This window comes from Stenotrophomonas sp. 115C5, from assembly GCF_056861055.1.
This window is the reverse complement of sequence record NZ_JBSPUQ010000014.1, coordinates 19,128-42,321: the sequence shown is the minus strand read 5'-3', so window position 1 is coordinate 42,321 and position 23,194 is coordinate 19,128. Positions and strand designations below refer to the sequence as shown.

Here is a 23,194-nt window from a genome sequence, read left to right as displayed (position 1 = left end):
GCCACTGCCATGAGCCTGTTCGAGCGACACCTGACCCTGTGGGTTGTGCTGTGCATTGCGGCTGGCACCCTGCTGGGCCACGTCCTGCCCGGCGCTTTTGCCGCGCTGGCATCCGCAGAGATCGCCAAGGTCAACCTGCCGGTTGCGGTACTGATCTGGCTGATGATCATCCCGATGCTGCTGAAGGTCGACTTCACTGCGATGCGCCAGTTGCAGCAGCACTGGAAGGGCATCGGCGTAACGCTGTTCATCAACTGGGCGGTCAAGCCATTCTCGATGGCACTGCTGGGCTGGCTGTTCCTGCGCCATGCCTTCGCCGACTGGTTGCCCGCAGCACAGATCGACAGCTACATCGCCGGGCTGATCCTGCTGGCGGCCGCGCCCTGCACCGCCATGGTGTTCGTGTGGAGCAACCTGTGCCGTGGCGATGCCAACTTCACCCTGAGCCAGGTGGCGTTGAACGACGCGATCATGGTGGTTGCCTACGCGCCGGTGGTTGCACTGCTGCTGGGCCTGTCGGCGATCACCGTGCCGTGGGATACGCTGCTGCTGTCGGTGGGCCTCTACATCGTGGCGCCGGTGCTGGTGGCTGCGTTGCTGCGGCGCTGGATCCTGATGCGTCGTGGCGAGGCAGCGTTGCAGCGGGTGCTTCGCAAGCTTGGGCCCGTCTCGCTGTGTGCGCTGCTGCTCACACTGGTCCTGCTGTTCGGCTTCCAGGGCCAGCAGATCGTGAAGCAGCCGCTGGTGATCGCACTGATTGCGGTGCCGATCCTGATCCAGGTCTATTTCACCTCGGGCCTGGCCTATCTGCTCAACCGTCGCCTGGGCGTGGCACATTGCGTGGCCGGCCCTTCAGCACTGATTGGCGCCAGCAATTTCTTCGAACTGGCGGTGGCGACAGCGGTGGGGCTATTCGGCGTGCAGTCGGGGGCTGCGCTGGCCACAGTCGTCGGCGTGCTGATCGAAGTGCCAGTGATGCTGTCTGTGGTGCGGATCGTGAATCGTACCCAGGGCTGGTATGAGAGGCGCGGGGAGCGCTGACAGACCAGGCGCGCGGCCAGCGTGGTCCTGCGGTGTCGATGTCCGATCCGACGTGCCGCTGTCGTTATTGCCTTGGTGATGCAGCCCCACGCCACACCCTCAACTTCGATCCGTGTCGCATATTGCCAAAGCCGCTGCGGCCATTGCGGCGCCTCGATCTGCGGCTACTTAACAACATGCAAGAATGCTGAAAGCGTCTTCGATCGAACGCTGTTTGCAACTTGTCTGATTGGCGTTGCGCAGCGACGGCGGTACAGATGACGTGCCACCGGAAAAGGGTGGCCGGGACTCGAAAACCCGTCAGATCACGAACGTTGTTTTGCGCTTGCCGGCCGGCGTCACCTTGTGTGGCGCCGGTCGGTAATCCGTCTGCCGGCCATGGCGGGCGGAGCGTGGAGGCCTTGCGCCTGCCGGTCTTGTTCGTGATCTCCCGGTTTTCGAGCCACGTCTCCGCCCGCCACCTTTGCGTGGCGGCTGCCGTCTGTCCTGCACGGAGCCCTTGCCATGAGCACACCCGAATCCTCCCGCCTGCGCGCGCAGTACGTGCCCGCCAACGCGGACGCGCCCTCGGAAACACCGCACCCGCACGATCCGCACGGTTTCATCGCCACGCTCGACCGCATCGGCAAGGGCGCGGCCGCCGACGGCCAGCCCTGGCCCGAACGTCATCAGATGCCAGGGCGCCGCATGGCGCTGGCCGACGCGGACTGTGCGTTGGCCGGGCTGCGCGTGGCGCTGGAAATGCTGCTGGCTGCCGAGCGCGTGCGCCAGAACGGACCCGACGAGGAGTACGTGGGCGACCGCGTGATGGAGGGCCTGATGATGGCCAGCCTGTCGCTGGCCGCACAGGTCAGCGCGCGCATGCGGCCGGAAGGGTAATACGGGGAACAACGCACACTGCAGCGCCGTGCGCGGCCCGGCGCTGCGGAGCGCGCCACATCACTCGCAGAGCGCGCTGTCTTCCTTCAACGCGGCATCCTGCAGTGGTTGGCGCTGTTCGATCTGCGCACGCTGTTCCGCCGTCGGCTCGCCCAGCCACCACACACGGCAGCGCGCGGTAAGACGGCCGACCAGCTTCGACTGATTGGGCGAGTACAACATCGCCAACGCGGTGCCGGGGCAATCGTGGGCCTGGCAGGCGGTGTAGAACCACCACGGCTCGCCCTGCAGCACCAGCAGCTCGCCAGGGCCGCTGGGTCCGCTCAACAGGCGCTTGCGCAGCGACGGAATGTCCTTGTCGGTGGATTCGGCGTCCTGCGTGCCCTTCATCAGCGCATCGAACGCGGCCAGCACCTTCGGGTCCTTGCGGCCGCAGTCGTCCACGGTGTTGCCGCCGACCAGGGTGAAGAAATGGGTCGCCAGCGGGTTGTCCTTGCAGGTGAGTTCGCCGCCGGCACTCGGGTCTTCCGGTTCGCCTTCGTTGTCCCACACAGCGGGATCCACGCCTTCTTCGATGGACGGTTCCTTCTCGACCACGGTGGCCGTGGCGGCCGGTGCTTCGGTGGTCGGCGCTGTCGCCGCAGCAGGTGCAGTCTCGCCAGTCTTCTCCGGTGCCTGTCCGCAGGCTGCCAGCAGCGCGGCCATCATCGCCATCCCGGTGATTCGCATCTTCATCGCGTGTCCTTGTCTGATCTGCGCTGCATCCGCCGAATTGGCGGCCGCGTGATTCTAACCAGCACCGCGCTAGGATGCGTTCGTAGCTTCCCGTCATCGCCTGGAGCCGGACGCATGCGCCGTACACCACTCGCCATGATCTTCTGCAGTGCCCTGCTGCTGGCAACGCCCGCAATGGCGTTCGGAGCTGAAGGCTCGACGCCTGCGCGCCTGCTCGATACCCCCCTGCCCGCACCGCTGGATCGCGTACTGCGCGACTACGAGCAGGCGTGGCGCACCGGTGATGCCAAGGCACTGGCTGCGCTGTTCGCCGAAGATGGCTTTGTGCTGCAGAGCAACCAGCCGCCGGTGCGCGGCCGCAGCGCGATCGAGGCCGCGTATGCCGGCCAGGGCAGCAGTCCGTTGCGGTTGCGTGCGCTGGCGTATGCGGTGGAGGGGAATACGGGCTACATCATCGGTGCGTACAGCTACGGCAACAACGTGGGCGATACCGGCAAGTTCACGCTCACGCTGAAGCGTGAGGGGGATGGGCCGTGGGTGATCTTCTCGGACATGGACAACAGCAACGCGCGGCCGCGCGCGCGGTGATGAATGCCGCCGGGCATGGCCCGGCGCTACCGGGCGCCAACCAAGGTTGGCAGCTACCAGAAGCGGGTTCCGTCCTAGATCCACGCTATGCGTGGATGGGGCGCGCACAAAAAACCCCGGCGCGTGGCCGGGGTTTTTCGATTCACTTGAACAGCGTGTCCGGGTACTCCGGTTTCTGTTCCCGCGCCAGCAGCGCGCGCAGTCCTTCTTCCGGTGTCTGCTCGCCGTGCAGCACGGCACGCACGCGGTCGGAGATCGGCAGGTCGATGCCATGGCGGCGTGCCTGTCGCATCACTTCGTCGGCGGTCTGCACCGACTCGACCACCTGGCCGATTTCGCGCACGGCATCCTGCAGCGTCTGGCCACGGCCCAGGGCCAGGCCCAGGCGGCGGTTGCGCGACAGGTCGCCGGTGCAGGTCAGCACCAGGTCGCCCAGGCCCGCCAGGCCCATCAGCGTTTCCGGCTTGGCACCGATGGCAGCGGCCAGGCGCAGCATCTCGTTGAGGCCACGGGTGATCAGGCCGGCACGGGCGTTCAGGCCCAACTGCATGCCATCGGCCACGCCGGTGGCCACGGCCAGCACGTTCTTCATCGCACCGCCCAGCTCGGCACCGACCATGTCGTCGCCGGTGTAGGCGCGGAACGCTGGGCCATGCATCGCTTCGGCCACCGTCTGCGCGAACTCGGGCACGTCGCCGTGCACGGTGATCGCGGTCGGCAGGCCCTGGGTCACTTCCTTGGCGAACGACGGTCCGGTGACGACGGCCAGCGGCACGTCCTCGCCCAGCACTTCGCGCGCCACTTCATGCAGGAAGCGCCCCGAACCGGGTTCGAAGCCCTTGGTGGCCCAGGCCACGCCGGCACCGGCCGGACGCAGCGGCGCCAGCGCACGCACGGTTTCACCGAAGGCGTGCGACGGGGTCACCACCAGGATCCAGGCCGCGCCCTCCACCGCCGACGCCAGGTCGGTGGTGGCACGCAGGCTGTCCGGCAGCGGGATGCCCGGCAGGTAACGCGGGTTCTCGTGGCGCTGGTCGATGGCTTCGACCACGGCAGCGTCGCGCCCCCACAGCACGGTCGGGTGACCGTGCCGTGCGAGCAGGCTGGCCAGCGCGGTTCCCCAGGAACCGGCGCCAAGCACGGCGATCTTGTCAGCGGGAGTGCTCATCCGTGACGTCGCGGCAGGAATCAGGCGTTGCCAGCCGGCTCGGAGTCAGCCAGCGACGGTGCGTCGCCCTGCTCCTGGCGCTGGCGCAGGGTTTCTGCGTACAGACCTTCGAAGTTGATCGGCTGCAGGAAGAACGGCGGGAAGCCGCCGGCCTGGATCAGGTCGCTGACCAGCTGGCGCACGTACGGGAACAGGATGTTCGGGCACTGGGTGCCGAGCAGCACGTCGATCGACTGCGGGTCCAGGCCGACCAGGCCGAACACGCCGGCCTGCTTCACTTCGGCCACGTAGGCGGTGCGCTCACCGGCCTGGCAGGTCAGGGTCACGGCCAGCACGACTTCGAAGGCGTTCTCACCCAGGCGCTGCACCTGCTGGTTCAGGTTCAGCTGCAGCTCCGGCTGCACCTGGTCATTGAAGATGGTCGGAGCGTTCGGCGACTCGAAGGAGACGTCCTTGACGTAGATCTTCTCGACGGTGAAAGCGGGGCCGGTGGCGGCATCGACCGGCGCAGCGGCGCCGTTGGTGATCTCTTCGGACATTTCCAGTAACTCCAATGAATGCAATGAAAACGATGGTCGAACTACTGCGATGGGGGCGGGATCAGGCCCAAACAAGGCCGGATCCGCCACCTGCGGCAATCAGTTGCGGCCCTTGACCAGCGGCAGCTCGGCCTGCTGCCAGGCGGGAATGCCGCCGTCGAGCACGTAGACCTTCTCGAAACCGGCCTTCTTCAGCGCCTTCGCGGCGGTTTCCGAAGCGTTGCCGCTGCGGCACACCAGCACCACCGGCGACTGCTTGGCGTTGGCCACCAGCTTGTTGTCCGGGCCGAAGGCACTGGCCTGGGCGTTGCGGCTGCCGGCAATGTGGCCCTTCTCGAAGTCACCGCTGGCCGACAGGTCGACCACCACCGTGCCGCCCGCGTTCATCAGCTGGGTCAGTTCGGCGGGCTTGATGCCCTTGAAGCCCCGGAACAGGCGGCGGATCTCGGTGACGATGATGGCCACGGTCAGGCCGACCAGGGCCGCGGACAGCATCGGGTTTCGGCCTGCAAAGGCCAGCAACTCTTCGTAATTCACTCAGGTCACGGGTCGATTAAGCGGGCGCCGATTGTCGCACAAGCCGGACGCGGCCCGTCACTGCCCCTTCCACAGGTCCGGCAGGCCAGCGGTCTGCCACCAGCGCTTGGCCTCGGCATCCCAGCGCCAGCGCTCGACCACCACCACGGTGCGTTCGGCCTGGGTGTTCTGGTTGATCACCCCGATTTCGACCCGGCGCTCGACCAGGCCCCCGTCCAGCGAGGCGCTGCTGCGCTCGCGGTAGGACGACACGCGCAGCTGCGCGTAGCGGTTGAGCTCGAACTCGGTGGGCGGCTTTTCCTTGCGCAGCGTGGGGTCCAGATAGCCGATCGCATCGTCCATGCTGCCCCAGCGGATGGTGGCGCCGTAGGCGATCTGGGTCTCTTCCAGCAGCTTGCGCTGCTTGCGGCTGAGGTCGTCGGCCGAAGCCACGGCGCTGACCAGCAGCAGGGAACACATCAGGAACTGGATGAGGCGGCGCATCGGTGGTTTCCCCAGAACGTCAGCCTGCCATCCTACCCTTTGGCGAAGGCAACGAAGCGACCGCTGAACTCGGCGGCGGGCTTGCCATCGGCACCGGGCTGGGTGGCGATGATGCTGATGCGGGCTTTGCGGCGCTGCCGGAAGGTGTTCAGGAAAGCGTCCCAGCCGGTGGCTTCGGCCGCTTCGGCGTGGGCGTGCAGGTCTTCGTAGACCGGCGCCAGGTAGCGCAGGTTGCTGTCGGCCACGTAGACCTCGGCATCGTGGCCGGCCAGGCGCAGGCGCAGGCTGACCAGTGCCCAGCCCGACAGGGTCAGCACCGAGGCCAGGCTGCCACCGAAGGCGTTGCCCTTGTCGTTGACGTTGGCGGCCAGCGGCGCGGTGATGCGCAGCACGCCATCGGCATAGCCGTCGAGCTGGATCTGCATGGCGCGTACCGCCGGCATGCAGTCCAGCACGTCCTGCAGGGCGGCCAGCGAGGAAGTCAGAGCATCAACGGACATCGGAGCAGAGACCACGACAACGAAGGGCCCGCATAATGCAGGCAATGGCCGACCATACGATACCCACTGGCGCCGCCGGTTCCGAGCCGGGCTGGACCTTCATTTCGCTGCGACCGCAGGGCCAGAATTCCGCGCTGCGCCGCGCCGTTGCTGGGCTGGGCGGGCATGTGGTGGCCCTGCCGCCCTGGCGCCTGCAGCGCCTGAACGGCACGCCAGTGGTGCGTCAGCTGCAACGCGCGCTGAACTGCGATCGGGTGGTGTTCACCAGCCCGGCCGCCGTTACCGCGGCCGCCACCCTGCTGCCACTGGCCGAGGCGCAACGCAGCCCGTGGCTTACCGTGGGCGAAGGCACCGCGCGCGCGCTGCGGGCGCAGGGCGTCGCCGAGGTGCATGCACCGCAGCGGATGGACAGCGAGGGCCTGCTGGCGCTGCCGGTGCTGGCCGAGGTGCAGGGCCTGCGCATCGGACTGGTCACCGCCCCCGGCGGGCGCGGCCTGATTGCTGCACACCTGCAGGCCGCCGGCGCCACGATCGAACGTGCCGATGTCTATCAGCGCTACCTGCTGCGCCTCTCGCCCCGCACGCTGGCTCGATTGGCGCATTCAGCGCAGCCGTGGGTGCTGGCGGTCAGCAGTGGTGAGGCGTTGCTGCATTTCTGGCAGCAGCTTCCGCCGGCATTGCAGCAACGCTTTCAGGCACACGCCACCGTGGTCGTGGCCAGCGAACGGCTCGGCGAACAGGCGCACGCATTGGGGCTGCAACGCGTGGTGCGCGCGGCCGGGCCCACCACGGCACAACTGGTGGCCGCTGCACACGCCACGCTCACCGTCCCGGCAGCGACCTGAACAGGGACGTGAGTCACGCTTGCCGCTGTGGTCGGCAACAGTGATGCTGTGCACAACGCGGCCTGCCGGAACCTGACCGGCGACGTTGCCGACAAGGAAGCCCCATGAACGAGACTCCGCCCGTTTCCCCGCCCCGTCGACCCGTGCGCTGGCTGTTGCCGCTGGCCGGGGTGGTCGTGCTTGGCGTGGGCGGCTATGCCGGCTGGTACGTCTGGCAACAGCAACAGCACGAACAGGAAGCGCAGGCACAGACCACGGCCGTGCAGCTGCAGGGCCTGCAGGCGACGCTGGATGCATTGCGCCGCGACCAGCGCGCGACCAGCCAGCGCCTGCAGGATGCGGCGACCACCAACCGCGTGCTGCGCGACGAGATGCTGGGCCTTTCGCAGCGCAGTGCATTGCTGGAAGAGAACCTGGCCAAGCTGGCCGACAGCGCCAACCAGGGCCGCCAGGCGGTACAGCGCGATGAGGCCGAGCTGCTGTTGACCCAGGCGGCACAGCGACTGAACTACGCCGACGACGTGGAAGGCGCACGCCGCCTGTATGCACAGGCCGCTACCGCGTTGGCCGATCTGCCCGACAGTGACGGACTGAATCTGCGCCAGGCCCTGGTGCAGGAGCGCGATGCACTGGATTCCCTTGGTGCCGGCCCGCGCGCGCAATCGCTGCAGCGCCTGGATGGCCTGGCCAAAGCCCTGCAGGGCCTGCCCTCGCAGGTAGCAGGCGGCAGCGCGCCCGGCGCCGGCAAGCCCTGGTGGCAGGCCACGCTGGCCCCGTTCGTGGACATCAGCCCCAGCCGCCAGAACGGTCCGCTGACGGCCGCCGAGCGCCGCAATGCAGACGATGCACTGCAACTGGAACTGACCCTGGCGCGCGCCGCGATCGAACGTGGCGACCGCACCGGCCGCGATACTGCGCTGGCACGCGTGGAGCATTGGGCGCAACGGCGCTGGCCGGATTCACCGGCCCTGCGCGCGCAACGTGCTGAACTGAAAGCCTTGCGCGAACTTCCGCTGCAGGCCAGCAACGCCGTTCTTGGCAGCACCCTGCAGCAACTGCGCACCCAGACCGACCGGAGGTAACCCCGCATGAAACCCCTGCAATCCCTGGTCGTGCTGTTGCTGGCCGTGGCCATCGGCGTGGTTGCCGCGCAATGGCTCGGCGCCGATGACCTCAACCGCTTCGGCGAAGTGACCCTGCGCTACGGCGGCTACGACTACCACAGCAACCTGCCCAAGGTGGCGCTGCTGTCGGTGATTGCGGTGCTGGTGCTGTGGCTGCTGTGGAGCCTGATCGCTGCACCGTTCCGCGCCTGGGGCCGCTACCGCCGCAAGCAGGGCCGGGTGCGCCTGATCGATGGCCTGCAGGCCTATGAGCACGGCCAGTGGCAGCGTGCCGAGAAGCTGCTGGACGGCGCCGCCAAGGATCCGGAAGTGAGCGCGGTGGCGCTGGCCAACGCCGTGCGCAGTGCGCAGGCGCGTGCCGACGGCCCCGCCGGTGAAGCGCTGCTGCAGCGCCTGGGCGAAAGCGATGCCACCCTGCAGGCGCTGCTGCGCGCCGAACAGCTGCTGGCGCGCGATCTGCCGGTGGATGCGATCAACGCATTGGACGTAGCGGCGATCCAGCCGCTGCCGCCGCGCGGCCTGTGGCTGCGCACCGAAGCACTGGCACAGGCCGGCCGCGCCCACGAGGCGTACGGCCAGCTGGGTGCACTGCGCCAGAGCAAGGTGCTGCCGGCTGACGCCAACAGCGAACTGGAAGCACGCCTGGCCGCACAGGCGCTGCTGGAAGCGGCCGACGTCAATGCGCTGGCCGCGCAGTGGGAAGCCACGCCGAAGGCGCTGCGCCCCACTCCGGACGTGGTCGGCGCCTATGCCAGCCGCGCGGTGGCCCTGAACTGGGACGAGCCGGCGCTGCTGGCGCTGGAACAGGCCCTGGACCATCGCTGGGACGACGAACTGGTGGCGCTGTATGGCCGCCTGCCGGCCGAGCGCCTGGCCACCCGCCAGAGCAACCTGGCGCGCTGGCGCAACGTGCATGACGAGTCGGCCGCGCTGCGCCTGGCACAGGGCCGCGTGGCCCTGGCCCAGCAGCAGTGGGATGCCGCCGATGCGTTCCTGCATGAGGCCATCGCCGCCGGCGCCGGTGCCCCGGCGTGGGAGGCATTGGGTGAACTGTTCGCGCAGCGTGGCGAGCACGCGCTGGCCGCGCAGTGCCTGGCCAATGCGCTGCGACTGCAGCGCGGCGAGGACAGCGTGGAGCTGGTGCGCGGCATTGAGGCACCTGCACGTGCCACGGTGGAGGAGCAGCCGATCGCAGTGCAGCCGCCGGTGTATGACGCCAACGAAGAGCGCGACGAATTCGGTAATCCGCGGTTGCCGTAAGCATGGCTGAGGTGTGCCGACCAACGGTCGGCACCCACCGGAGCAACCAACGAAAACGCCGCCCATCGGGCGGCGTTTTCAGTTCCAGGAGTGTCGGCCGGATCGTGCCGACCAACGGTCGGCACCCACCGATGGATGCGATCAGCGTTCGACGATCGCCACTACGCCCATGCCGCCAGCGGTGCAGATCGACACCAGCGCGCGGCCACCGCCACGTTCGGCCAGCTGCTTGGCCGCGGTGGCGATCACGCGTGCGCCGGTGGCGGCGAACGGATGGCCGGTAGCCAGCGACGAACCCAGCAGGTTGATCTTGTCCGGGTCGATCCGGCCCAGCGGTGCGTCCAGGCCCAGGCGGTTGCGGCAGTAATCCTCGCTCTCCCACGCACGCAGGGTGCACAGCACCTGCGCGGCGAAGGCTTCGTGGATCTCGTAGATGTCGAAGTCCTGCAGGGTCAGGCCATTGCGCTTGAGCATCTCCGGTACAGCCACGGTCGGTGCCATCAGCAGGCCCTCGCCATGCACGAAGTCCACCGCAGAGACATGCGCATCGCGCAGATAGGCCTGCGGCTCATGGCCGTGCGCACGTGCCCACTCTTCGCTGGCCAGCAGCACGGCGGCGGCGCCGTCGGTCAGCGGGGTGGAGTTGGCGGCGGTGAGCGTGCCGCGGCCGGAGACCTTGTCGAAGGCCGGCTTCAGCGTGGCCAGCTTTTCCAGCGAGGTATCCGGGCGCAGGATGTTGTCGCGCTCGACGCCGCGGAACGGTGCGATCAGGTCGTTGAAGAAGCCACGCTCATAAGCGGCAGCCAGCTTCTTGTGCGACGACACCGCCCACTCGTCCTGCGAGTCGCGCGAGATGTTCCACTCCTTGGCCATGTCCTCGCAATGGTCACCCATGCTCTTGCCGGTGCGCGGCTCGGCCACGCCCGGGAACTCGGGCTTCAGTTCGGAGAACTTGAAGCCGGCGGTCAACGCGCGGATCTTGTCGCCGGTGCTCTTGGCACGGTTGGCGGCCAGCAGGCGCGCGCGCAGCTTCTTGCCGTAGACGATCGGCACGTCGGAGGTGGTGTCCGAACCACCGCCGATGCCGGATTCGATCTGGCCCAGCGCGATCTTGTTGGCGACGGTGATGATGCTGTCCAGCGAAGTACCGCAGGCGCGCTGCAGGGTGATGCCCGGGGTCAGCGGCGACAGGCCGGAGGACAGCGTGGCTTCGCGGCCCAGGTTCCAGTCGCTGGAGTGCTTGATCACCGCACCCATCGCCACTTCACCCAGCTGCTGGCCGTGCAGGCCGAAACGTTCGACCAGCGCGCCCAGCGTACGGACCGACATGCCGAGGTTGCCGACATCCGAATACGCGGTGTTCTGGCGGCAGAACGGAATGCGGACGCCACCGAGGATGGCGACGGGACGAGCGTTGGGCATGGAGATACCTGGCATGGATGAGGGTGTCTGCAACATGGCCTGCACGACGGAGCAGGCATAATGGAGCCAAGTGTAGCTGCCGCCCTGTGATGGGCCAACCGTGGAACCATGAGCAAACCCGACCCCGCGATGAATGCCCTTGGCGTGCTGGCCCTGGAACTGGCCGGCGGCGAAATCCCCCGCCAGGCGGTACTCAGCGCCGAACAGGCCGGTGAACTGGCCGATCGCGTCGGCCGCGACCTGTCCAAGCTGGTGCCGCAGGTGGCCGAGCTGGACCTGGTGTTCGCCGCCGCCCATTTCGACCCGGCCGAAGTGCTGCGCCCGGGCTGGCCGATCCATCGCCGGCTGGAAGAACTGCAGATGCGTGCGCCGGGCCGCAACCAAGGGCCGCGCCTGCTGGCGTTCGGTACTGACGCCCAGGGTGACGTGCCACTGCCGTTCCAGGCCGATGCCAGCCTGGTGGGCGGCGGCCTGCGTGTGGTGCCGTTCCTGCTGACCGGCAGTGACGTGGCCACCACCAATGCGGTGGCCGAGGCGCTGGAAGATACGCTGCTGGCCAACGGCATGGCGCATGCCGACACCGCGTTGATGGCGCAGAACACCTTCGGTGCGCGCATCGAGCACGCGCGCTATTTCACCGTGAACGACCTGGCCGCGATGATGTCGATGCAGTACGACAACCAAGGCCTGGCCGCGCTGTGGCCGCTGATCGAGACGGCGATCATGGCGCCGGGCGAGGACGAGTGGCTCAATGCCGCGCCCGAGCCGCTGCTGCGCTATACCCATGGCGAAGCACGCATGGCGCTGTTCGACCCGGCCGGCTGGTGCGCGCACTACGATCATGGCAAGAACGACTGCGACCGCCTGAAGGGCATCTACGAGCAGTTCCTGATGCGCCAGCGGCAGATGGCCGCCGTGCTGGAAGCACATGGCGTGCCGGTGTTGTTCGTGCACTGCGAGGCCGGGCAGGACGCGCGCGAGCTGCTGGCGCGCTGATCTGCGGATGCGCGCCGCCGGGCATGGCCCGGCGCTACCGTGCAATTGCGTTTCGCCGGGGCGCGACCGCCGTGCGTATTGCTGTAGAGCCGAGCCCATGCTCGGCTCAGGCCGCCGGAAGCACAGCCGAGCATGGGCTCGGCTCTACAGAAAGCGATGCAAATAAAAACGCCGGCTTGCGCCGGCGTTTTCCGTTTCCAGCAAAAGCGCCCTTACGGGGCCTTCTGGATCACCGCACATGCCAGGCGCGCGCCGGCGTTGCCGGTCGGCTGGGTCGTGTAGTCGTCCGCGTCGGCGTGGACGATCAGGCCGCGGCCGATGATGTCGAAGTCATCACCCTTGCCGATGTTGACGTTGCTCGACACCGGGCCGTCGATGGTGGCCACGCCCTTGTCGTCGGCCTTGATGTTGGGCATGTCGCCACCGTGGTGCGGATCAGCGGACACGCTGCCGTGATCCTGCTTGCCCGGGTTGAAGTGGCCACCGGCGCTCATGCCGTCCGGGGCGCTGCAGTCGCCCTTCTCGTGGATGTGGAAGCCGTGCTCGCTGCCCGGCTTCAGGCCGCTGATCTGGCCGGTCACGTGGACCTTGCCGTCAACCACCTTGAAGGTGACGCTGCCCTTGGTCTCGTTGCCCTGGGTCGGTGCCAGTTCGGCGGTGGCGGTGGCATCGGTGGCCGCTGCAGCGGCCGGCGCCGGCGTTGCGGCCGGTTCGGTGGTGGCGCCGTCGGCCGGTGCGGCCGGCGGGGTTTCAGCCTGCGGCGCGGCCGGCTGCTGGTTGCAGGCCGCCAGGCCCAGTGCAGCAATGGCTGCGAACAGCGACGTGTGGATCAAACGCATGGAATCTCTCCCTGGATGATGCCTGCAGTGATCAGCGGACAACCCGGATCACGCCACAGGCGATGCGGACGCCGGCATTGCCGGCGGGCTGGCTGCGATAGTCGTCGGCGTTGGCATGCACGACCAGTGCACGTCCGGCGATATCGGTGGCGGCGCCTCCGCCAAGGGTAACGCCCTTGAGGTGGATATCGACGTTGGCGCGGCCCTGGGCGTCGGCGCGCAGATTGTCCATGTCGCCCAGGTGGTGCTTGCCGGTGCCGGCGCGGCCATGCGCAGCGCCACCGGGATTGAAGTGATTGCCGGCACTGCTGGCGTCCACCGCGCTGCAGTCGCCACGCTCATGGATGTGGAAGCCGGCCTGCTGCATCGGCTGCAGGCCACCGATCAGGCCGGTGATGTGGAGACCACCGGGCTCCACCATCAGCGCGATGCGGCCACTGACGATACTGGCCGAGGCCGGCGAGAGATTGGCCTCGGCCTGTTTCGCGGCGCTGACCACGGTCGGCGGCGGCGGGGTGGGCTCGGCCTTCTTCGGCGCACTGCCACAGGCAGACAGCAGCACGGCGGCGGACAACGGCAGGATGGCGAAGGACAGACGCATCGAAGACTCCTTGCAGGTGACACTACGGACGGCATCGTCCATGAACGATCAACGGTTCGGCAAGCGGGCGCGAGGATCGCGTGCAGGGACCGTTCAATGGCCCCCGCGGCGGCGGCCAGCGCCCAGCTTGCGGGTAAGGGTATTGCGGCCCAGGCCCAGGCGGGCAGCGGCTTCGGCACGACGGCCATGGGTGATCTGCAGCGCGGCCTCCAGCAGGGCATGGTCGACCCGCTCGCGCACCTGCGCGTGCAGCCCATCCACGCCTTCGGCCAGCTGACGGCGTGCCCATTCGGCCAGCAGCGCTTCCCACTGGCCTGGATCGGCACCGCTGGTGCTGCTGCGACGACCGCGCGTGCGGTTGAGCGCGGTATCGACGTCGGCCACGCCGATGGTGTCGGCGGCGGCCAACGCCGCCATCCGCCAGCACACGTTTTCCAGTTCGCGCACGTTGCCCGGCCAGTCGTGTTCGCGCAGCGCCTGCAGTGCGGCAGCGGTCAGGCGCTTCGGCGGCGTATCCAGCTTGCGCGCGGCGGCCGCCAGGAACGTGCTGGCCAGTTGCGCGATGTCCTCGCGGCGCTCGCGCAGCGGCGGCAGCTGCAGGCGCACCACATCCAGGCGGTGCAGCAGGTCGGCACGGAACTTCCCCTGTGCAACCAGCCCTTCCAGATCCTGATGGGTGGCGGCAACCACGCGCACGTCGACGCGGATCAGTTCACGGCCACCCACGCGGAAGAACTCGCCCTGCGCCAGCACGCGCAGCAGGCGCGTCTGCAACGGCAACGGCATGTCGCCGATTTCATCAAGGAACAGGGTGCCGCCGTTGGCCTGCTCGAAGCGGCCGATATGGCGGCGCTGCGCGCCGGTGAAGGCACCAGCCTCGTGGCCGAACAACTCGCTTTCCAGCAGCTCTGACGGGATTGCAGCGGTATTGAGCGCGACGAACGGCCCCTGCGCGCGCGGCGATTCGCGATGCAGCGCATTGGCCACCAGCTCCTTGCCGGTGCCGGTCTCGCCGGTGATCAGCACCGCCAGCGGCGCCTGCGCCAGGCGGCCGATGGCCCGGAACAGCGCGCGCATCGGCGGGGTATCGCCCACCAGTTGCGGCGGTTGGTCGCTGTGCGTTTCGGCGGCAGGCGTGGGCGCGGCCAGTGCCGGTGCCACAGCCGGCAGCACGCGCTGTGCCAGCGCCACCGCATCGTCCAGATCAAACGGCTTGGACAGGAACTCATGCGCGCCACCGCGGAATGCCCCCGCCGTGCTGGCCACATCGGTGTAGGCGGACATCACCACCACCGGCAGCTGCGGCAGCGCGGCCTTGAGCTTGTCCAGCAGCACCAGGCCGTCGTCGCCGGGCATGCGCACGTCGGTGAACAGCAACGCTGGCGGCGGGCCTTCGTTCAATGCCTGCAACGCGGGCGCAGCGCTGTCGAAATCGACGACCTGGTAGCCCGCCTCGCGCAGCGCGGTGCACAGCACGAAGCGCACGGCACGATCGTCATCGACCACCCAGATGCGCTGCGGGGACGAAGAAGACTCAGACATCGCGCGGGGCCTCCTCGGCCGGGGCGGCGCCACTGACGATCGGCAGCAGCAGGGTGAACACGGTATGGCCCGGGCGCGAGCGGTAGGTCAGCGTGCCGCGATGCTCGCGCGCGACCTGCTGGGCCAGCGCCAGGCCCAGCCCGGTGCCTTCGGCGCGGCCACTCACCAAAGGCAGGAACAGGTGTTCGGCCAGTTCCTCGGGCACCCCACGGCCGTCGTCGGCGATCTCCAGGCGCAGCGCCAGCGTATGCAGCTGCTCGGCGATGCGCACGCCATGCTCCACGCGGGTGCGCAGGGTGATGCTGCCGGCACCGGCCTGGATCGCGTTGCGCACCAGGTTCCACACCGCCTGGGTGAGGCGGTCGGCGTCGCCATGGAATTCGGGAATGCTGGGGTCGTAGTCGCGCTGCAGGCGTACCGCCCAGCCGGCCTCGTTCTCGGCCAGGCGCAGCACGCGCTCCAGCGCGGCATGGATGTTCAGTTCGGCGTGCGGCGCCGCCGGGGCCGGCGACAGCAGCTGGTCGAGCAGGCCATTGAGGCGTTCGATCTCCGAGCCGATCAGTTCGATCAGCTCGCGTTCGCTGGCGTCGCGCTGGGCCGCGCGGCGGGCCAGCAGCTGGGCCGCGCCCTTCAGCCCGGCCAGCGGGTTGCGCAGCTCGTGGGCCAGCCCCTTCAGCGCTGCACTGAGCGCGCTGGGCAGGGCCTGGGTCGGGTCCAGCCCGGGGAATTCATCGACCGGATGCGCCTCCAGCAGCCAGCCGCCATCGTCGCGGCGGCTCATCCAGCCCTCGGCAAAGCGCGGGGCCTCGCCGGGCACCGCCAGCGCCAGCCGGTTCAGGCGCAGGCTATCGCGCTCATCGCGGGCCAGGAAATGGGCCAGTGCCTCGCCCTGCACTTCCAGTGCGGCCAGCGGCCGGCCCAGCAGTCGCCGGACACTGACACCCAGCCAGCGGGCAAAGGCCGGATTGCAGCCGGCAATGCAGCCATCGGCCCCGGCCCAGGCCAGCGGCGTGCCGAGGGCATCGAGGGACGGCGGGGGTGCGGGGTCGGACATTGCACCAATGTAGTGCAAAACGCGGGTCCAGCATCAGATCGCATCGAATGCGTCGCCAGTCGTCGCGCCCGGGAATTACGCGCCACGCTTGCCGAGGGAATACTAACGCCTTACGATACTATCGCCACACGTTATCAATATGCCGATCCAATCATTTGCCTGCAAACGTACGCAGGCACTGTTTGAAGGCATCGCGTGCAGAGATGGCACCACATTGAAGCTGCCGCGCTGCGAAAGCTGGCCATGCTCAATGTGGCAGCTGATCTGCGGGATCTGCGTTTGCCGCCAGCGAACAGACTGGAATCGCTGCATGGGGACCGGCGCGGCCAGTACAGCATCCACATCAATGACCAGTTCCGGCTGTGCTTTGTCTGGTCTCGGGAAGGTCCTGCCGAGGTCGAAATTGTCGATTACCACTGAAGGAGTCGCGCGAGTGCGAACCGCCCCCTATCCCGCTCCCGGCGAGATCCTGTTGCATGAATTCCTGGAACCTCTGGGCATCACCCAGTACCGGCTGGCCAAGGCAATTGGCGTCTCACAACGCCGTATCGGCGAGATCGTCTCCGGCGATCGCGCAGTCACTGCGGACACCGGGCTGCGCCTGTCCCGCTACTTCGGCGTTTCCGACAAGTTCTGGATCGGCCTGCAGGCCGACTTCGATGCCGCGATGACCAAGGAAAAGCTGGCCGACGTGCTTGCCCGGATTGAACCCTACAACACGGCTGCCTGAGCCTTGGCCCCGGGGTCAGAGCCCTTTCCCTGCGGAAAGGGATCCGAGCCCGGGCAGCCGGCGTTACACCGGGTAGCCGGTGGCTTCCCTGGCCTTCTTCCAGGCGCTTTCGAATTCGCGCGCGGAGATTTCGTCGTCCTCGTCGAAATCCAGGAACGACACCGGCTGGTCGGCCAGCAGGAAGCGGTCATCGCTGTGGGCATGCTCGTCGGCCCAGACCATCTTGGTGCCGTAGATTTCCACCTGGCGCACGATCTTCTCGCCACGCGCTTCCATCAGCACGTTGCCCTTGCCCAGGCCCGATTCGGCCCAGTGCTTGTAGTACTTCTTTGCGGCGGATTTCGCGCCGGATTTTGCGTTGTGCTTTGCGTAGGTCATTGCAGAGGTCCTGGCCGCAGACGCGGCCGGAAAGTTCGGAATGGCGCCATTATCGCCCGACCTCGCAGCGCGCAGGTGAGCGCTTCATTGGGCCGGCACCGGCAACGCCACGCCCTTCGGCCACAACATCCAGATGTTGCCCTTCTGCTTCATGTCGCCGGCCAGCTTGCCGGCGGCATCGCCGCTGCCCCAGTACAGGTCGGCGCGCACTTCACCGGCGATGGCACCGCCGGTGTCCTGCGCGGCCACCGGGCGCACCACCGGGCTGCCGTCCGGGCGCGTGGTGGACAGCCACAGCAGGCTGCCCAGCGGCACCACGCTGCGATCCACCGCCACGCTGTAGCCGGCGGTGAGCGGCACATTCAGTGAACCGCGTGGACCTTCCGGGCTGTCCGGGTTGCGCACGAAAAACACGTAGCTGGGATTGCTGCGCAGCAGTTCCGGCACGCGTGCGGGATTGGCCCGAGCCCAAGCGCGGATGGCGTCCATGGTGACGTCTTCCTTCTTCAGCTGGCCCTGGTCCACCAGCCAGCGACCGATGGCGCGGTACGGGTGGCCATTCTGTTCTGCATAGGCCAGCCGCACCTGCTTACCATCGCCCAGGCGCACCCGGCCGGATCCCTGGATCTGCAGCAGCTGCAGGTCCATCGGGTCGGTCAGCCAGGCCAGCACCGGGGCCTTGGCGCCCTTTGCCGCGATGGTGCCGGCGTCGTCATAGGGCTTGAGCACCTTGCCCTCGACGCGCCCGCGCAGGCGCTTGCCCTTCAGTTCCGGGTAGAGGCTCTCCAGCTGCACCACCACCAGATCATCCGGCGTGCCGTACACCGGCACCGTGGCAGTGGCCGTGCGGGTGAGGCTGCCGGGATAGATCGGTTCGTAGTAGCCGGTAATGAGCCCGTCGGCCTGGTGGCCGCCGGCACGCAGTGCATAGACATCCAAATCGCGCTGCAGGAACTGGCGGATCGCGGCCGGGTCCCTGTCCGCCACCGTCGCGGCGGTGGCGCAGGGTCTGGCCCAGACCGCATCGTTCTTCAGGCGGGTGCAGCTGCTGCGCCAGGCAACGAAGCCGGCCTGCAGATCGCTGTCGGAGACCGGCGGCAGTGCGCTCCATGCGACCTTGGTGTAGGTGGCCGTAGGCGGTGTGACTGCCGTCGGCACTTCGGATCCGGTACGGGGAGCGGTGGTGGAGCAGCCGGCGAGCACGGCCGCTGTCAGCAGGGCCCAGTGCTTGCGCTTGAAGAAGGAGGCGGAATCGATCATGCCGCCATGGTGGCGGGCCCGCCGCTGGGCAGCAACCCAGCGCCTGTTCTAGCATTCATGCGCCGCGTTACGGCGTCTGCAGCAGCAGCGAGTGCAGGATGCGCGCGTCTTCGGCATCCAGCGTCTTCGGCAGGTCGTCGCGGCCACGGAAACGGCGATGGAAGGCGGCGACGGTGGCCTCGCGGTTGTCCAGCGGATAGCCGAAGCGGGCCAGCGCATTCCACGCGTCGAAGCCCTCCGGCGCAGCACCATCCGCAGCGCGCGGCCAGACCCCGAACCCGGCCTCGGCCAGCTGCTGCCAGGGGAAGAAGCGGCTCGGATCCTGCTTGCGCGTTGGCGCCAGGTCAGCATGGCCGATCACCTGGCGCGGCGGAATGTTCAGGCGCGTAGTGAGATCGCGCAGCAGCACGATCAGTGATTCGATCTGCGCCGCACTGAACGGGCTGCGGCCATCGTTGTCGAGTTCGATGCCGATCGAGGCCGAATTGAGATCGGTGATGGTGCCCCAGCGTCCGGCCCCCGCATGCCAGGCGCGGCGCACATCGGCCACCAGCTGGTAGCGATGGCCATCGGCGCCGATCAGGTAGTGCGCGCTGACCGGTCCACCACTGTTGGCCGTGCGCAGCGTGTGCAGGCTCTGCTGCACCGATTTCTGCTCGGTGTGGTGGATGACGATGATGACCGGCGTGCGCGCGTTCTGGTTGGGTGATGGCACCCAGGTCGCGAGCGGATTGTGCATTTCCTGCGGCGCGGAGGCACAGGCGGCCAGCAGCAGGCAGGCCGAGAGCATCAGGGACGTGCGGATCGGGTGCATGGCCCGATTGTGCGCGATCACGCGCGATGATGCATGCCGCCGTGCCGAGCAAGCTTGGCACCCACCAGAGAGGATGCGGTAGATCCACGCCATGCGTGGATGGGCTACCAGCTGTGCCGACCAACGGTCGGCACCCACCAGAGCAGGAGCAGTGCCAGGCTTGCCTGGCAGCCACCAAACGCAAAGGCGGCCCCGCAGGGCCGCCCGTCATGCATCAGGCCTCGTAGGCCGATTCGCCGTGCGAGGTCACATCCAGGCCGGTACGCTCGGCCTCCTCGGTCACGCGCAGGCCGACGACCACCTTGACCAGCAGCAGGATGGCCGCGGTCACCACGGCCGACCAGACCACGGTGAGGCCGACGCTGACCACCTGCACCCACACCTGGTGGCCGATATCCAGATCGGCCTTGGTGCCGCCCAGCGACTGCGCGCTGAACACACCGGTGAGGATCGCGCCGACGATGCCGCCCACGCCATGCACACCGAACACGTCGGCGGTGTCGTCCACCTTCAGCAGACGCTTGAGGCCGGTCACGCCCCACACGCAGACCACGCCGGCCACCAGGCCGATGACGATCGCGCCGAGCGGGCCGACGGTACCGCACGCCGGGGTGATGCCGACCAGGCCGGCCACCGCACCCGAGGCCGCGCCCAGTGCCGACGGCTTGCCCTTGCTGATCGCTTCAACCAGCGTCCAGCCCAGCACCGCTGCAGCGGTGGCCAGCACAGTGTTGAGGAACGCCAGCGAGGCGACGGTGTCGGCGGCGGCGGCGGAACCGGCATTGAAGCCGAACCAGCCGACCCACAGCAGCATCGCGCCGATATAGGTGAACGGGACGTTGTGCGGCTTCAGTGCGGTCTGCCCGTAACCCAGGCGCTTGCCGACGAACCATGCAGCCACCAGACCGGCTACGCCGGCGTTGATGTGCACCACGGTGCCACCAGCGAAATCGATCGCGCCCATTTCACCCAGGTAACCACCACCCCAGACGATGTGCGCCATCGGGATGTAGCTGAGGGTGAACCACAGCGCCGAGAACAGCAGCACCGCGCGGAACTTGATGCGCTCGGCGAAGGCACCGACGATCAGCGCGGTGGTGATGCCGGCAAAGGTCGACTGGAAGGCGACAAACAGGTAATCCGGCAGGCCCTTGATCGGCGTGTTGCCCACCGACTCCGGGGTGAAACCCTTGAGGAAGGCGAATTCGGTGAACGAGCCGAAGAACGGATTGCCGGCGCTGAACACTGCGCTGTAGCCATAGGCCACCCACAACAGCAGCACCAGCGAGAACACCACCAGGATCTGGCTGAGCACCGAAAGCACGTTCTTCGAGCGCACCAGGCCGCCGTAGAACAGGGCCAGGCCCGGCACCACCATCAGCAGCACCAGCAGGGTGGAGGTGAGCATCCAGGCGACGTCGCCATGGTCATAGGCGGGCGCAGCCACCGCTTCGGCAGCAGCCGGCGCAGCGGCAGTCGGGTCCTGCAGGGGCTCGACGGCCACGGCCTCGCTCTGCAGCGGCGTGACCTGGGCCTGGGCATGTGCATTGCCTGGCCAGATACCGGCGGCCAGCGCGCTGAGCAGCATCAGCAGGCACACCAGATGGAACCGGGCTTGCCACCCGGTGAGAAGGCGCATCTTCATGGGGGAGTCTCCGGAAGGGGGTTTACAGCGCGTCGGCGCCGATTTCGCCGGTGCGGATGCGGATGACCTGCTCGACAGCGGTCACGAAGATCTTGCCGTCGCCGATCTTGCCGGTGCCGGCAGACGACTGGATCGCTTCGATCACGGCGTCGGCACGCTCGTCGGTGACGACGGTTTCGATCTTGATCTTGGGCAGGAAGTCGACAACGTACTCGGCACCGCGATACAGCTCGGTGTGGCCCTTCTGGCGGCCGAAGCCTTTCACTTCGGTCACGGTGATGCCCGACACGCCGGCATCGGACAGGGCCTCGCGGACCTCGTCGAGCTTGAACGGTCGGATGATGGCGGAGATCAGTTTCATGCGCATGTCCCGATGGTGGATGGGGCCAGCGCGCCAACGCGCGATGGCATCAGGCAACCACGGGCCATCGTGGTGATGGCCGTGGCTGTTGCACCGGACACGAACCGGGCCGGGACAGCCGTGCCTCTCTCCTTGCACGGCCGACGCGGGAGGGAGGGCGGCCCATGTCGCGTATCCGGTCTCTCTCTTGCCCCTGGATCAGGGGTCCTTGGCGTGGGGTCAGAGCCCTTTCATGCATGAAAGGGATCCGACCCCGTGCAACGACCCCGATCTGACCGCGGCTCCCCAGCCGCGAAGACGGATGCGATGGCGGCGGGTGGGAGGGGGTACCCACCGCCATCGCAACCGGTCAGCTGGCGTAGTACAACTGGTATTCCAGCGGGTGGGTCGCCGCGCGGAACTTGGTCACTTCCTGCATCTTCAGCGCGATGTAGCCGTCGATGAAGTCATCGCTCATCACGCCACCGGCCTTGAGGAACTCGCGGTCCTTGTCCAGCGCTTCCAGGGCCTGGTCCAGCGAAGAGCAGACCTGCGGAATCAGCTTCTCTTCTTCCGGCGGCAGGTCGTACAGATCCTTGTCGCTCGGTGCGCCCGGGTCGATCTGGTTCTTGATGCCGTCCAGGCCGGCCATCATCAGCGCGGTGAAGGTCAGGTAGCCCGACTGGATCGGATCGGGGAAGCGCATTTCAATGCGACGCGCCTTCGGGTTGGACACCCACGGAATGCGGCACGAGGCCGAACGGTTGCGCGCCGAGTAGGCCAGCATCACCGGGGCTTCGAAACCCGGCACCAGGCGCTTGTAGCTGTTGGTACCCGAGTTGGCAAAGGCGTTGATCGCCTTGGCATGCTTGAAGATGCCGCCGATGTACCACAGCGCCATCTGGCTCAGGCCACCGTAGCCGTCACCGGAGAACAGGTTGGTGCCGCCCTTGGACAGCGACTGGTGCACGTGCATGCCGCTGCCGTTGTCGCCGACGATCGGCTTGGGCATGAAGGTGACGGTCTTGCCGTTGCGGTGGGCGACGTTCTTGATGACGTACTTCATCCGCAGCAGTTCGTCGGCCTTCTGCACCAGGGTGCTGAACTTGGTGCCGATCTCGCACTGGCCGGCGGTGGCCACTTCGTGGTGCTGCACTTCCACTTCGATGCCGACCTGTTCCAGGGTCTTGCACATCTCCGCACGCAGGTCGTGCAGGGTGTCGGTCGGCGGAACGGGGAAATAACCGCCCTTCACGCCCGGACGGTAGCCGCTGTTGGCGCCGTCGTACTTGGCGCCGCTGTTCCACGCCGCTTCTTCCGAGTCGACCTTGAAGAAGGTGTTGCCCATTTCATTGGCGAAACGCACCGAGTCGAAGATGAAGAACTCCGGCTCCGGGCCGAAGAACGCGGTTTCGGCGATGCCCGAGGACTTCAGGTAGGACTCGGCGCGCTTGGCGATGCCGCGCGGGCAACGGCCATACGGCTGCATGGTGGCCGGGTCGAGGATGTCGCAGCTGATCACGATGGTCGGATCGGCGTAGAACGGGTCGACGTAGGCGCTGGCGGTGTCCGGCAGCAGCACCATGTCCGACTCGTTGATGCCCTTCCAGCCGGCGATCGAGCTGCCATCGAACATCTTGCCTTCTTCAAACAGCGACGGCTCGACGATGCTGACCGGGAAGGTCACATGCTGTTCGACACCACGCATGTCGACGAAGCGCAGATCGACGAACTCGATCTGGTTGTCCTTGATCAGCTTCTCTACGGTTTCCACGGACATCGGTACGACCTCGGATGGGAATGAATGCCTGCTGAGGTACAGCAATGACCGTGCCAACTTTTTGGCCTTCACAAGTCGTTGATTTCAAAGCGAC

25 protein-coding genes and 1 pseudogene are annotated in these 23,194 nt (G+C 67.6%); 9 read left to right on the top strand and 17 right to left on the bottom strand.

The genetic code is table 11. The features are described from left to right. Positions 1-9: 9 nt before the first annotated feature. Together arsB and AC13FN_RS15625 are read left to right on the top strand one after the other, a co-directional pair. On the top strand, positions 10-1,041 hold the full coding sequence (arsB, locus tag AC13FN_RS15630; RefSeq protein ID WP_049435424.1) for an ACR3 family arsenite efflux transporter: 1,032 nt from the start codon (positions 10-12) through the stop codon (positions 1,039-1,041). A gap of 504 nt (positions 1,042-1,545) precedes the next feature. Next, entirely contained in the window at positions 1,546-1,920 is a 375-nt protein-coding gene (locus AC13FN_RS15625) for a hypothetical protein (protein WP_100049975.1), read from the top strand. 60 nt (positions 1,921-1,980) lie between these two features. On the opposite strand, the gene AC13FN_RS15620 is transcribed toward AC13FN_RS15625, so the two are convergent. After that, positions 1,981-2,655 (bottom strand): hypothetical protein, encoded by a 675-nt coding sequence (locus AC13FN_RS15620; RefSeq protein ID WP_197578553.1) that lies wholly within the window; start codon positions 2,653-2,655, stop codon positions 1,981-1,983. Positions 2,656-2,790: 135 nt separating this feature from the next. Between AC13FN_RS15620 and AC13FN_RS15615 the strand changes: the two genes are divergently transcribed. After that, the gene (locus AC13FN_RS15615; RefSeq protein WP_482984426.1) at positions 2,791-3,243 is read left to right on the top strand and encodes a YybH family protein; all 453 of its coding nucleotides are present in this window, start codon (positions 2,791-2,793) and stop codon (positions 3,241-3,243) included. Between the two features lie 142 nt (positions 3,244-3,385). Here AC13FN_RS15615 and AC13FN_RS15610 read toward each other — a convergent pair whose 3' ends face one another. From AC13FN_RS15610 to AC13FN_RS15590, 5 genes are all read right to left on the bottom strand, one after another. Beyond that, a complete protein-coding gene (locus AC13FN_RS15610) occupies positions 3,386-4,411 on the bottom strand; it encodes an NAD(P)H-dependent glycerol-3-phosphate dehydrogenase (protein ID WP_010487166.1) in 1,026 nt (341 codons plus the stop codon). A gap of 20 nt (positions 4,412-4,431) precedes the next feature. Further along, positions 4,432-4,950 (bottom strand): protein-export chaperone SecB, encoded by a 519-nt coding sequence (gene secB, locus AC13FN_RS15605; protein WP_004153553.1) that lies wholly within the window; start codon positions 4,948-4,950, stop codon positions 4,432-4,434. Positions 4,951-5,049: 99 nt separating this feature from the next. Further along, complete coding sequence (locus AC13FN_RS15600; RefSeq protein WP_004153552.1) at positions 5,050-5,487, bottom strand: rhodanese-like domain-containing protein; 438 nt, start codon at positions 5,485-5,487, stop codon at positions 5,050-5,052. Between the two features lie 57 nt (positions 5,488-5,544). Next, positions 5,545-5,970 (bottom strand): hypothetical protein, encoded by a 426-nt coding sequence (locus AC13FN_RS15595; protein ID WP_159359645.1) that lies wholly within the window; start codon positions 5,968-5,970, stop codon positions 5,545-5,547. A 32-nt stretch (positions 5,971-6,002) separates the two neighbouring features. Then, positions 6,003-6,470 (bottom strand): YiiD C-terminal domain-containing protein, encoded by a 468-nt coding sequence (locus AC13FN_RS15590; protein WP_005407593.1) that lies wholly within the window; start codon positions 6,468-6,470, stop codon positions 6,003-6,005. A gap of 35 nt (positions 6,471-6,505) precedes the next feature. Between AC13FN_RS15590 and AC13FN_RS15585 the strand changes: the two genes are divergently transcribed. The 3 genes from AC13FN_RS15585 (at position 6,506) to AC13FN_RS15575 (ending at position 9,699) form a co-directional block, all read left to right on the top strand. After that, a complete protein-coding gene (locus AC13FN_RS15585) occupies positions 6,506-7,315 on the top strand; it encodes a uroporphyrinogen-III synthase (RefSeq protein ID WP_329764668.1) in 810 nt (269 codons plus the stop codon). Positions 7,316-7,419: 104 nt separating this feature from the next. Next, on the top strand, positions 7,420-8,397 hold the full coding sequence (locus AC13FN_RS15580) for a uroporphyrinogen-III C-methyltransferase (RefSeq protein ID WP_049435414.1): 978 nt from the start codon (positions 7,420-7,422) through the stop codon (positions 8,395-8,397). Positions 8,398-8,403: 6 nt separating this feature from the next. Then, positions 8,404-9,699, top strand: a complete 1,296-nt coding sequence (locus AC13FN_RS15575) for a heme biosynthesis HemY N-terminal domain-containing protein (protein WP_401742594.1) — start codon at positions 8,404-8,406, stop codon at positions 9,697-9,699. Between the two features lie 141 nt (positions 9,700-9,840). On the opposite strand, the gene AC13FN_RS15570 is transcribed toward AC13FN_RS15575, so the two are convergent. Beyond that, positions 9,841-11,136, bottom strand: a complete 1,296-nt coding sequence (locus AC13FN_RS15570) for an acetyl-CoA C-acetyltransferase (RefSeq protein ID WP_099551602.1) — start codon at positions 11,134-11,136, stop codon at positions 9,841-9,843. Between the two features lie 93 nt (positions 11,137-11,229). On the opposite strand from AC13FN_RS15570, the gene AC13FN_RS15565 reads away from it, so the two are divergent. Next, positions 11,230-12,117, top strand: a complete 888-nt coding sequence (locus tag AC13FN_RS15565; protein WP_005407588.1) for a hypothetical protein — start codon at positions 11,230-11,232, stop codon at positions 12,115-12,117. A 212-nt stretch (positions 12,118-12,329) separates the two neighbouring features. On the opposite strand, the gene AC13FN_RS15560 is transcribed toward AC13FN_RS15565, so the two are convergent. The 4 genes from AC13FN_RS15560 to AC13FN_RS15545 all read right to left on the bottom strand — a co-directional run bounded on the left by AC13FN_RS15560 (position 12,330) and on the right by AC13FN_RS15545 (position 16,153). Next, positions 12,330-12,956, bottom strand: a complete 627-nt coding sequence (locus AC13FN_RS15560) for a superoxide dismutase family protein (protein ID WP_049435408.1) — start codon at positions 12,954-12,956, stop codon at positions 12,330-12,332. Positions 12,957-12,987: 31 nt separating this feature from the next. Continuing rightward, positions 12,988-13,557, bottom strand: a complete 570-nt coding sequence (locus tag AC13FN_RS15555; protein ID WP_010487189.1) for a superoxide dismutase family protein — start codon at positions 13,555-13,557, stop codon at positions 12,988-12,990. Between the two features lie 93 nt (positions 13,558-13,650). Next, positions 13,651-15,099 (bottom strand): nitrogen regulation protein NR(I), encoded by a 1,449-nt coding sequence (ntrC, locus tag AC13FN_RS15550; RefSeq protein WP_482984369.1) that lies wholly within the window; start codon positions 15,097-15,099, stop codon positions 13,651-13,653. Next, positions 15,092-16,153 carry a two-component system sensor histidine kinase NtrB gene (locus tag AC13FN_RS15545; protein ID WP_049435405.1) on the bottom strand — a complete coding sequence of 354 codons (1,062 nt, stop codon included), beginning with the start codon at positions 16,151-16,153 and terminating at the stop codon, positions 15,092-15,094. Before AC13FN_RS15545 ends, ntrC begins: the two co-directional genes overlap by 8 nt. A 139-nt stretch (positions 16,154-16,292) precedes the next feature. Here AC13FN_RS15545 and AC13FN_RS15540 point away from each other — a divergent pair. Together AC13FN_RS15540 and AC13FN_RS15535 are read left to right on the top strand one after the other, a co-directional pair. After that, positions 16,293-16,573, top strand: a pseudogene (locus AC13FN_RS15540) (type II toxin-antitoxin system RelE/ParE family toxin). A 13-nt stretch (positions 16,574-16,586) separates the two neighbouring features. Next, positions 16,587-16,883 (top strand): HigA family addiction module antitoxin, encoded by a 297-nt coding sequence (locus AC13FN_RS15535; RefSeq protein ID WP_049435404.1) that lies wholly within the window; start codon positions 16,587-16,589, stop codon positions 16,881-16,883. Between the two features lie 63 nt (positions 16,884-16,946). Here the strand turns inward: AC13FN_RS15535 and AC13FN_RS15530 are convergent, their stop codons facing one another. The 6 genes from AC13FN_RS15530 to glnA all read right to left on the bottom strand — a co-directional run bounded on the left by AC13FN_RS15530 (position 16,947) and on the right by glnA (position 23,100). Next, positions 16,947-17,261: a hypothetical protein gene (locus AC13FN_RS15530; protein WP_049435403.1), complete on the bottom strand. Its 315-nt coding sequence runs from the start codon at positions 17,259-17,261 to the stop codon at positions 16,947-16,949. Positions 17,262-17,345: 84 nt separating this feature from the next. Then, positions 17,346-18,521, bottom strand: coding sequence for a murein transglycosylase A (gene mltA, locus AC13FN_RS15525; RefSeq protein ID WP_482984370.1), 1,176 nt, complete (start codon positions 18,519-18,521; stop codon positions 17,346-17,348). Between the two features lie 67 nt (positions 18,522-18,588). Beyond that, positions 18,589-19,335: an N-acetylmuramoyl-L-alanine amidase gene (locus tag AC13FN_RS15520; protein ID WP_482984371.1), complete on the bottom strand. Its 747-nt coding sequence runs from the start codon at positions 19,333-19,335 to the stop codon at positions 18,589-18,591. A 214-nt stretch (positions 19,336-19,549) separates the two neighbouring features. Next, on the bottom strand, positions 19,550-20,980 hold the full coding sequence (locus tag AC13FN_RS15515; protein ID WP_312704915.1) for an ammonium transporter: 1,431 nt from the start codon (positions 20,978-20,980) through the stop codon (positions 19,550-19,552). A 22-nt stretch (positions 20,981-21,002) separates the two neighbouring features. Next, positions 21,003-21,341 carry a P-II family nitrogen regulator gene (locus AC13FN_RS15510; protein ID WP_004134334.1) on the bottom strand — a complete coding sequence of 113 codons (339 nt, stop codon included), beginning with the start codon at positions 21,339-21,341 and terminating at the stop codon, positions 21,003-21,005. A gap of 349 nt (positions 21,342-21,690) precedes the next feature. Continuing rightward, complete coding sequence (glnA, locus tag AC13FN_RS15505) at positions 21,691-23,100, bottom strand: type I glutamate--ammonia ligase (protein ID WP_205406109.1); 1,410 nt, start codon at positions 23,098-23,100, stop codon at positions 21,691-21,693. Positions 23,101-23,194 lie beyond the last annotated feature (94 nt).

Excerpts from the sequence above, each read along its gene's own strand:
- AC13FN_RS15625 (WP_100049975.1), top strand. The coding sequence starts at position 1,546 with ATGAGCACACCCGAATCCTCCCGCCTGCGCGCGCAGTACGTGCCCGCC.
- AC13FN_RS15545 (WP_049435405.1), bottom strand. The coding sequence starts at position 16,153 with ATGTCCGACCCCGCACCCCCGCCGTCCCTCGATGCCCTCGGCACGCCG.
- AC13FN_RS15520 (WP_482984371.1), bottom strand. The coding sequence starts at position 19,335 with ATGCACCCGATCCGCACGTCCCTGATGCTCTCGGCCTGCCTGCTGCTG.
- AC13FN_RS15610 (WP_010487166.1), bottom strand. The coding sequence starts at position 4,411 with ATGAGCACTCCCGCTGACAAGATCGCCGTGCTTGGCGCCGGTTCCTGG.
- AC13FN_RS15530 (WP_049435403.1), bottom strand. The coding sequence starts at position 17,261 with ATGACCTACGCAAAGCACAACGCAAAATCCGGCGCGAAATCCGCCGCA.
- AC13FN_RS15515 (WP_312704915.1), bottom strand. The coding sequence starts at position 20,980 with ATGAAGATGCGCCTTCTCACCGGGTGGCAAGCCCGGTTCCATCTGGTG.
- AC13FN_RS15580 (WP_049435414.1), top strand. The coding sequence starts at position 7,420 with ATGAACGAGACTCCGCCCGTTTCCCCGCCCCGTCGACCCGTGCGCTGG.
- AC13FN_RS15570 (WP_099551602.1), bottom strand. The coding sequence starts at position 11,136 with ATGCCAGGTATCTCCATGCCCAACGCTCGTCCCGTCGCCATCCTCGGT.
- glnA (WP_205406109.1), bottom strand. The coding sequence starts at position 23,100 with ATGTCCGTGGAAACCGTAGAGAAGCTGATCAAGGACAACCAGATCGAG.
- AC13FN_RS15585 (WP_329764668.1), top strand. The coding sequence starts at position 6,506 with ATGCAGGCAATGGCCGACCATACGATACCCACTGGCGCCGCCGGTTCC.
- AC13FN_RS15510 (WP_004134334.1), bottom strand. The coding sequence starts at position 21,341 with ATGAAACTGATCTCCGCCATCATCCGACCGTTCAAGCTCGACGAGGTC.
- AC13FN_RS15590 (WP_005407593.1), bottom strand. The coding sequence starts at position 6,470 with ATGTCCGTTGATGCTCTGACTTCCTCGCTGGCCGCCCTGCAGGACGTG.
- secB (WP_004153553.1), bottom strand. The coding sequence starts at position 4,950 with ATGTCCGAAGAGATCACCAACGGCGCCGCTGCGCCGGTCGATGCCGCC.
- AC13FN_RS15555 (WP_010487189.1), bottom strand. The coding sequence starts at position 13,557 with ATGCGTCTGTCCTTCGCCATCCTGCCGTTGTCCGCCGCCGTGCTGCTG.
- AC13FN_RS15595 (WP_159359645.1), bottom strand. The coding sequence starts at position 5,970 with ATGCGCCGCCTCATCCAGTTCCTGATGTGTTCCCTGCTGCTGGTCAGC.
- AC13FN_RS15615 (WP_482984426.1), top strand. The coding sequence starts at position 2,791 with ATGATCTTCTGCAGTGCCCTGCTGCTGGCAACGCCCGCAATGGCGTTC.
- AC13FN_RS15565 (WP_005407588.1), top strand. The coding sequence starts at position 11,230 with ATGAGCAAACCCGACCCCGCGATGAATGCCCTTGGCGTGCTGGCCCTG.
- AC13FN_RS15560 (WP_049435408.1), bottom strand. The coding sequence starts at position 12,956 with ATGCGTTTGATCCACACGTCGCTGTTCGCAGCCATTGCTGCACTGGGC.
- AC13FN_RS15620 (WP_197578553.1), bottom strand. The coding sequence starts at position 2,655 with ATGAAGATGCGAATCACCGGGATGGCGATGATGGCCGCGCTGCTGGCA.
- ntrC (WP_482984369.1), bottom strand. The coding sequence starts at position 15,099 with ATGTCTGAGTCTTCTTCGTCCCCGCAGCGCATCTGGGTGGTCGATGAC.
- AC13FN_RS15575 (WP_401742594.1), top strand. The coding sequence starts at position 8,404 with ATGAAACCCCTGCAATCCCTGGTCGTGCTGTTGCTGGCCGTGGCCATC.
- arsB (WP_049435424.1), top strand. The coding sequence starts at position 10 with ATGAGCCTGTTCGAGCGACACCTGACCCTGTGGGTTGTGCTGTGCATT.
- mltA (WP_482984370.1), bottom strand. The coding sequence starts at position 18,521 with ATGATCGATTCCGCCTCCTTCTTCAAGCGCAAGCACTGGGCCCTGCTG.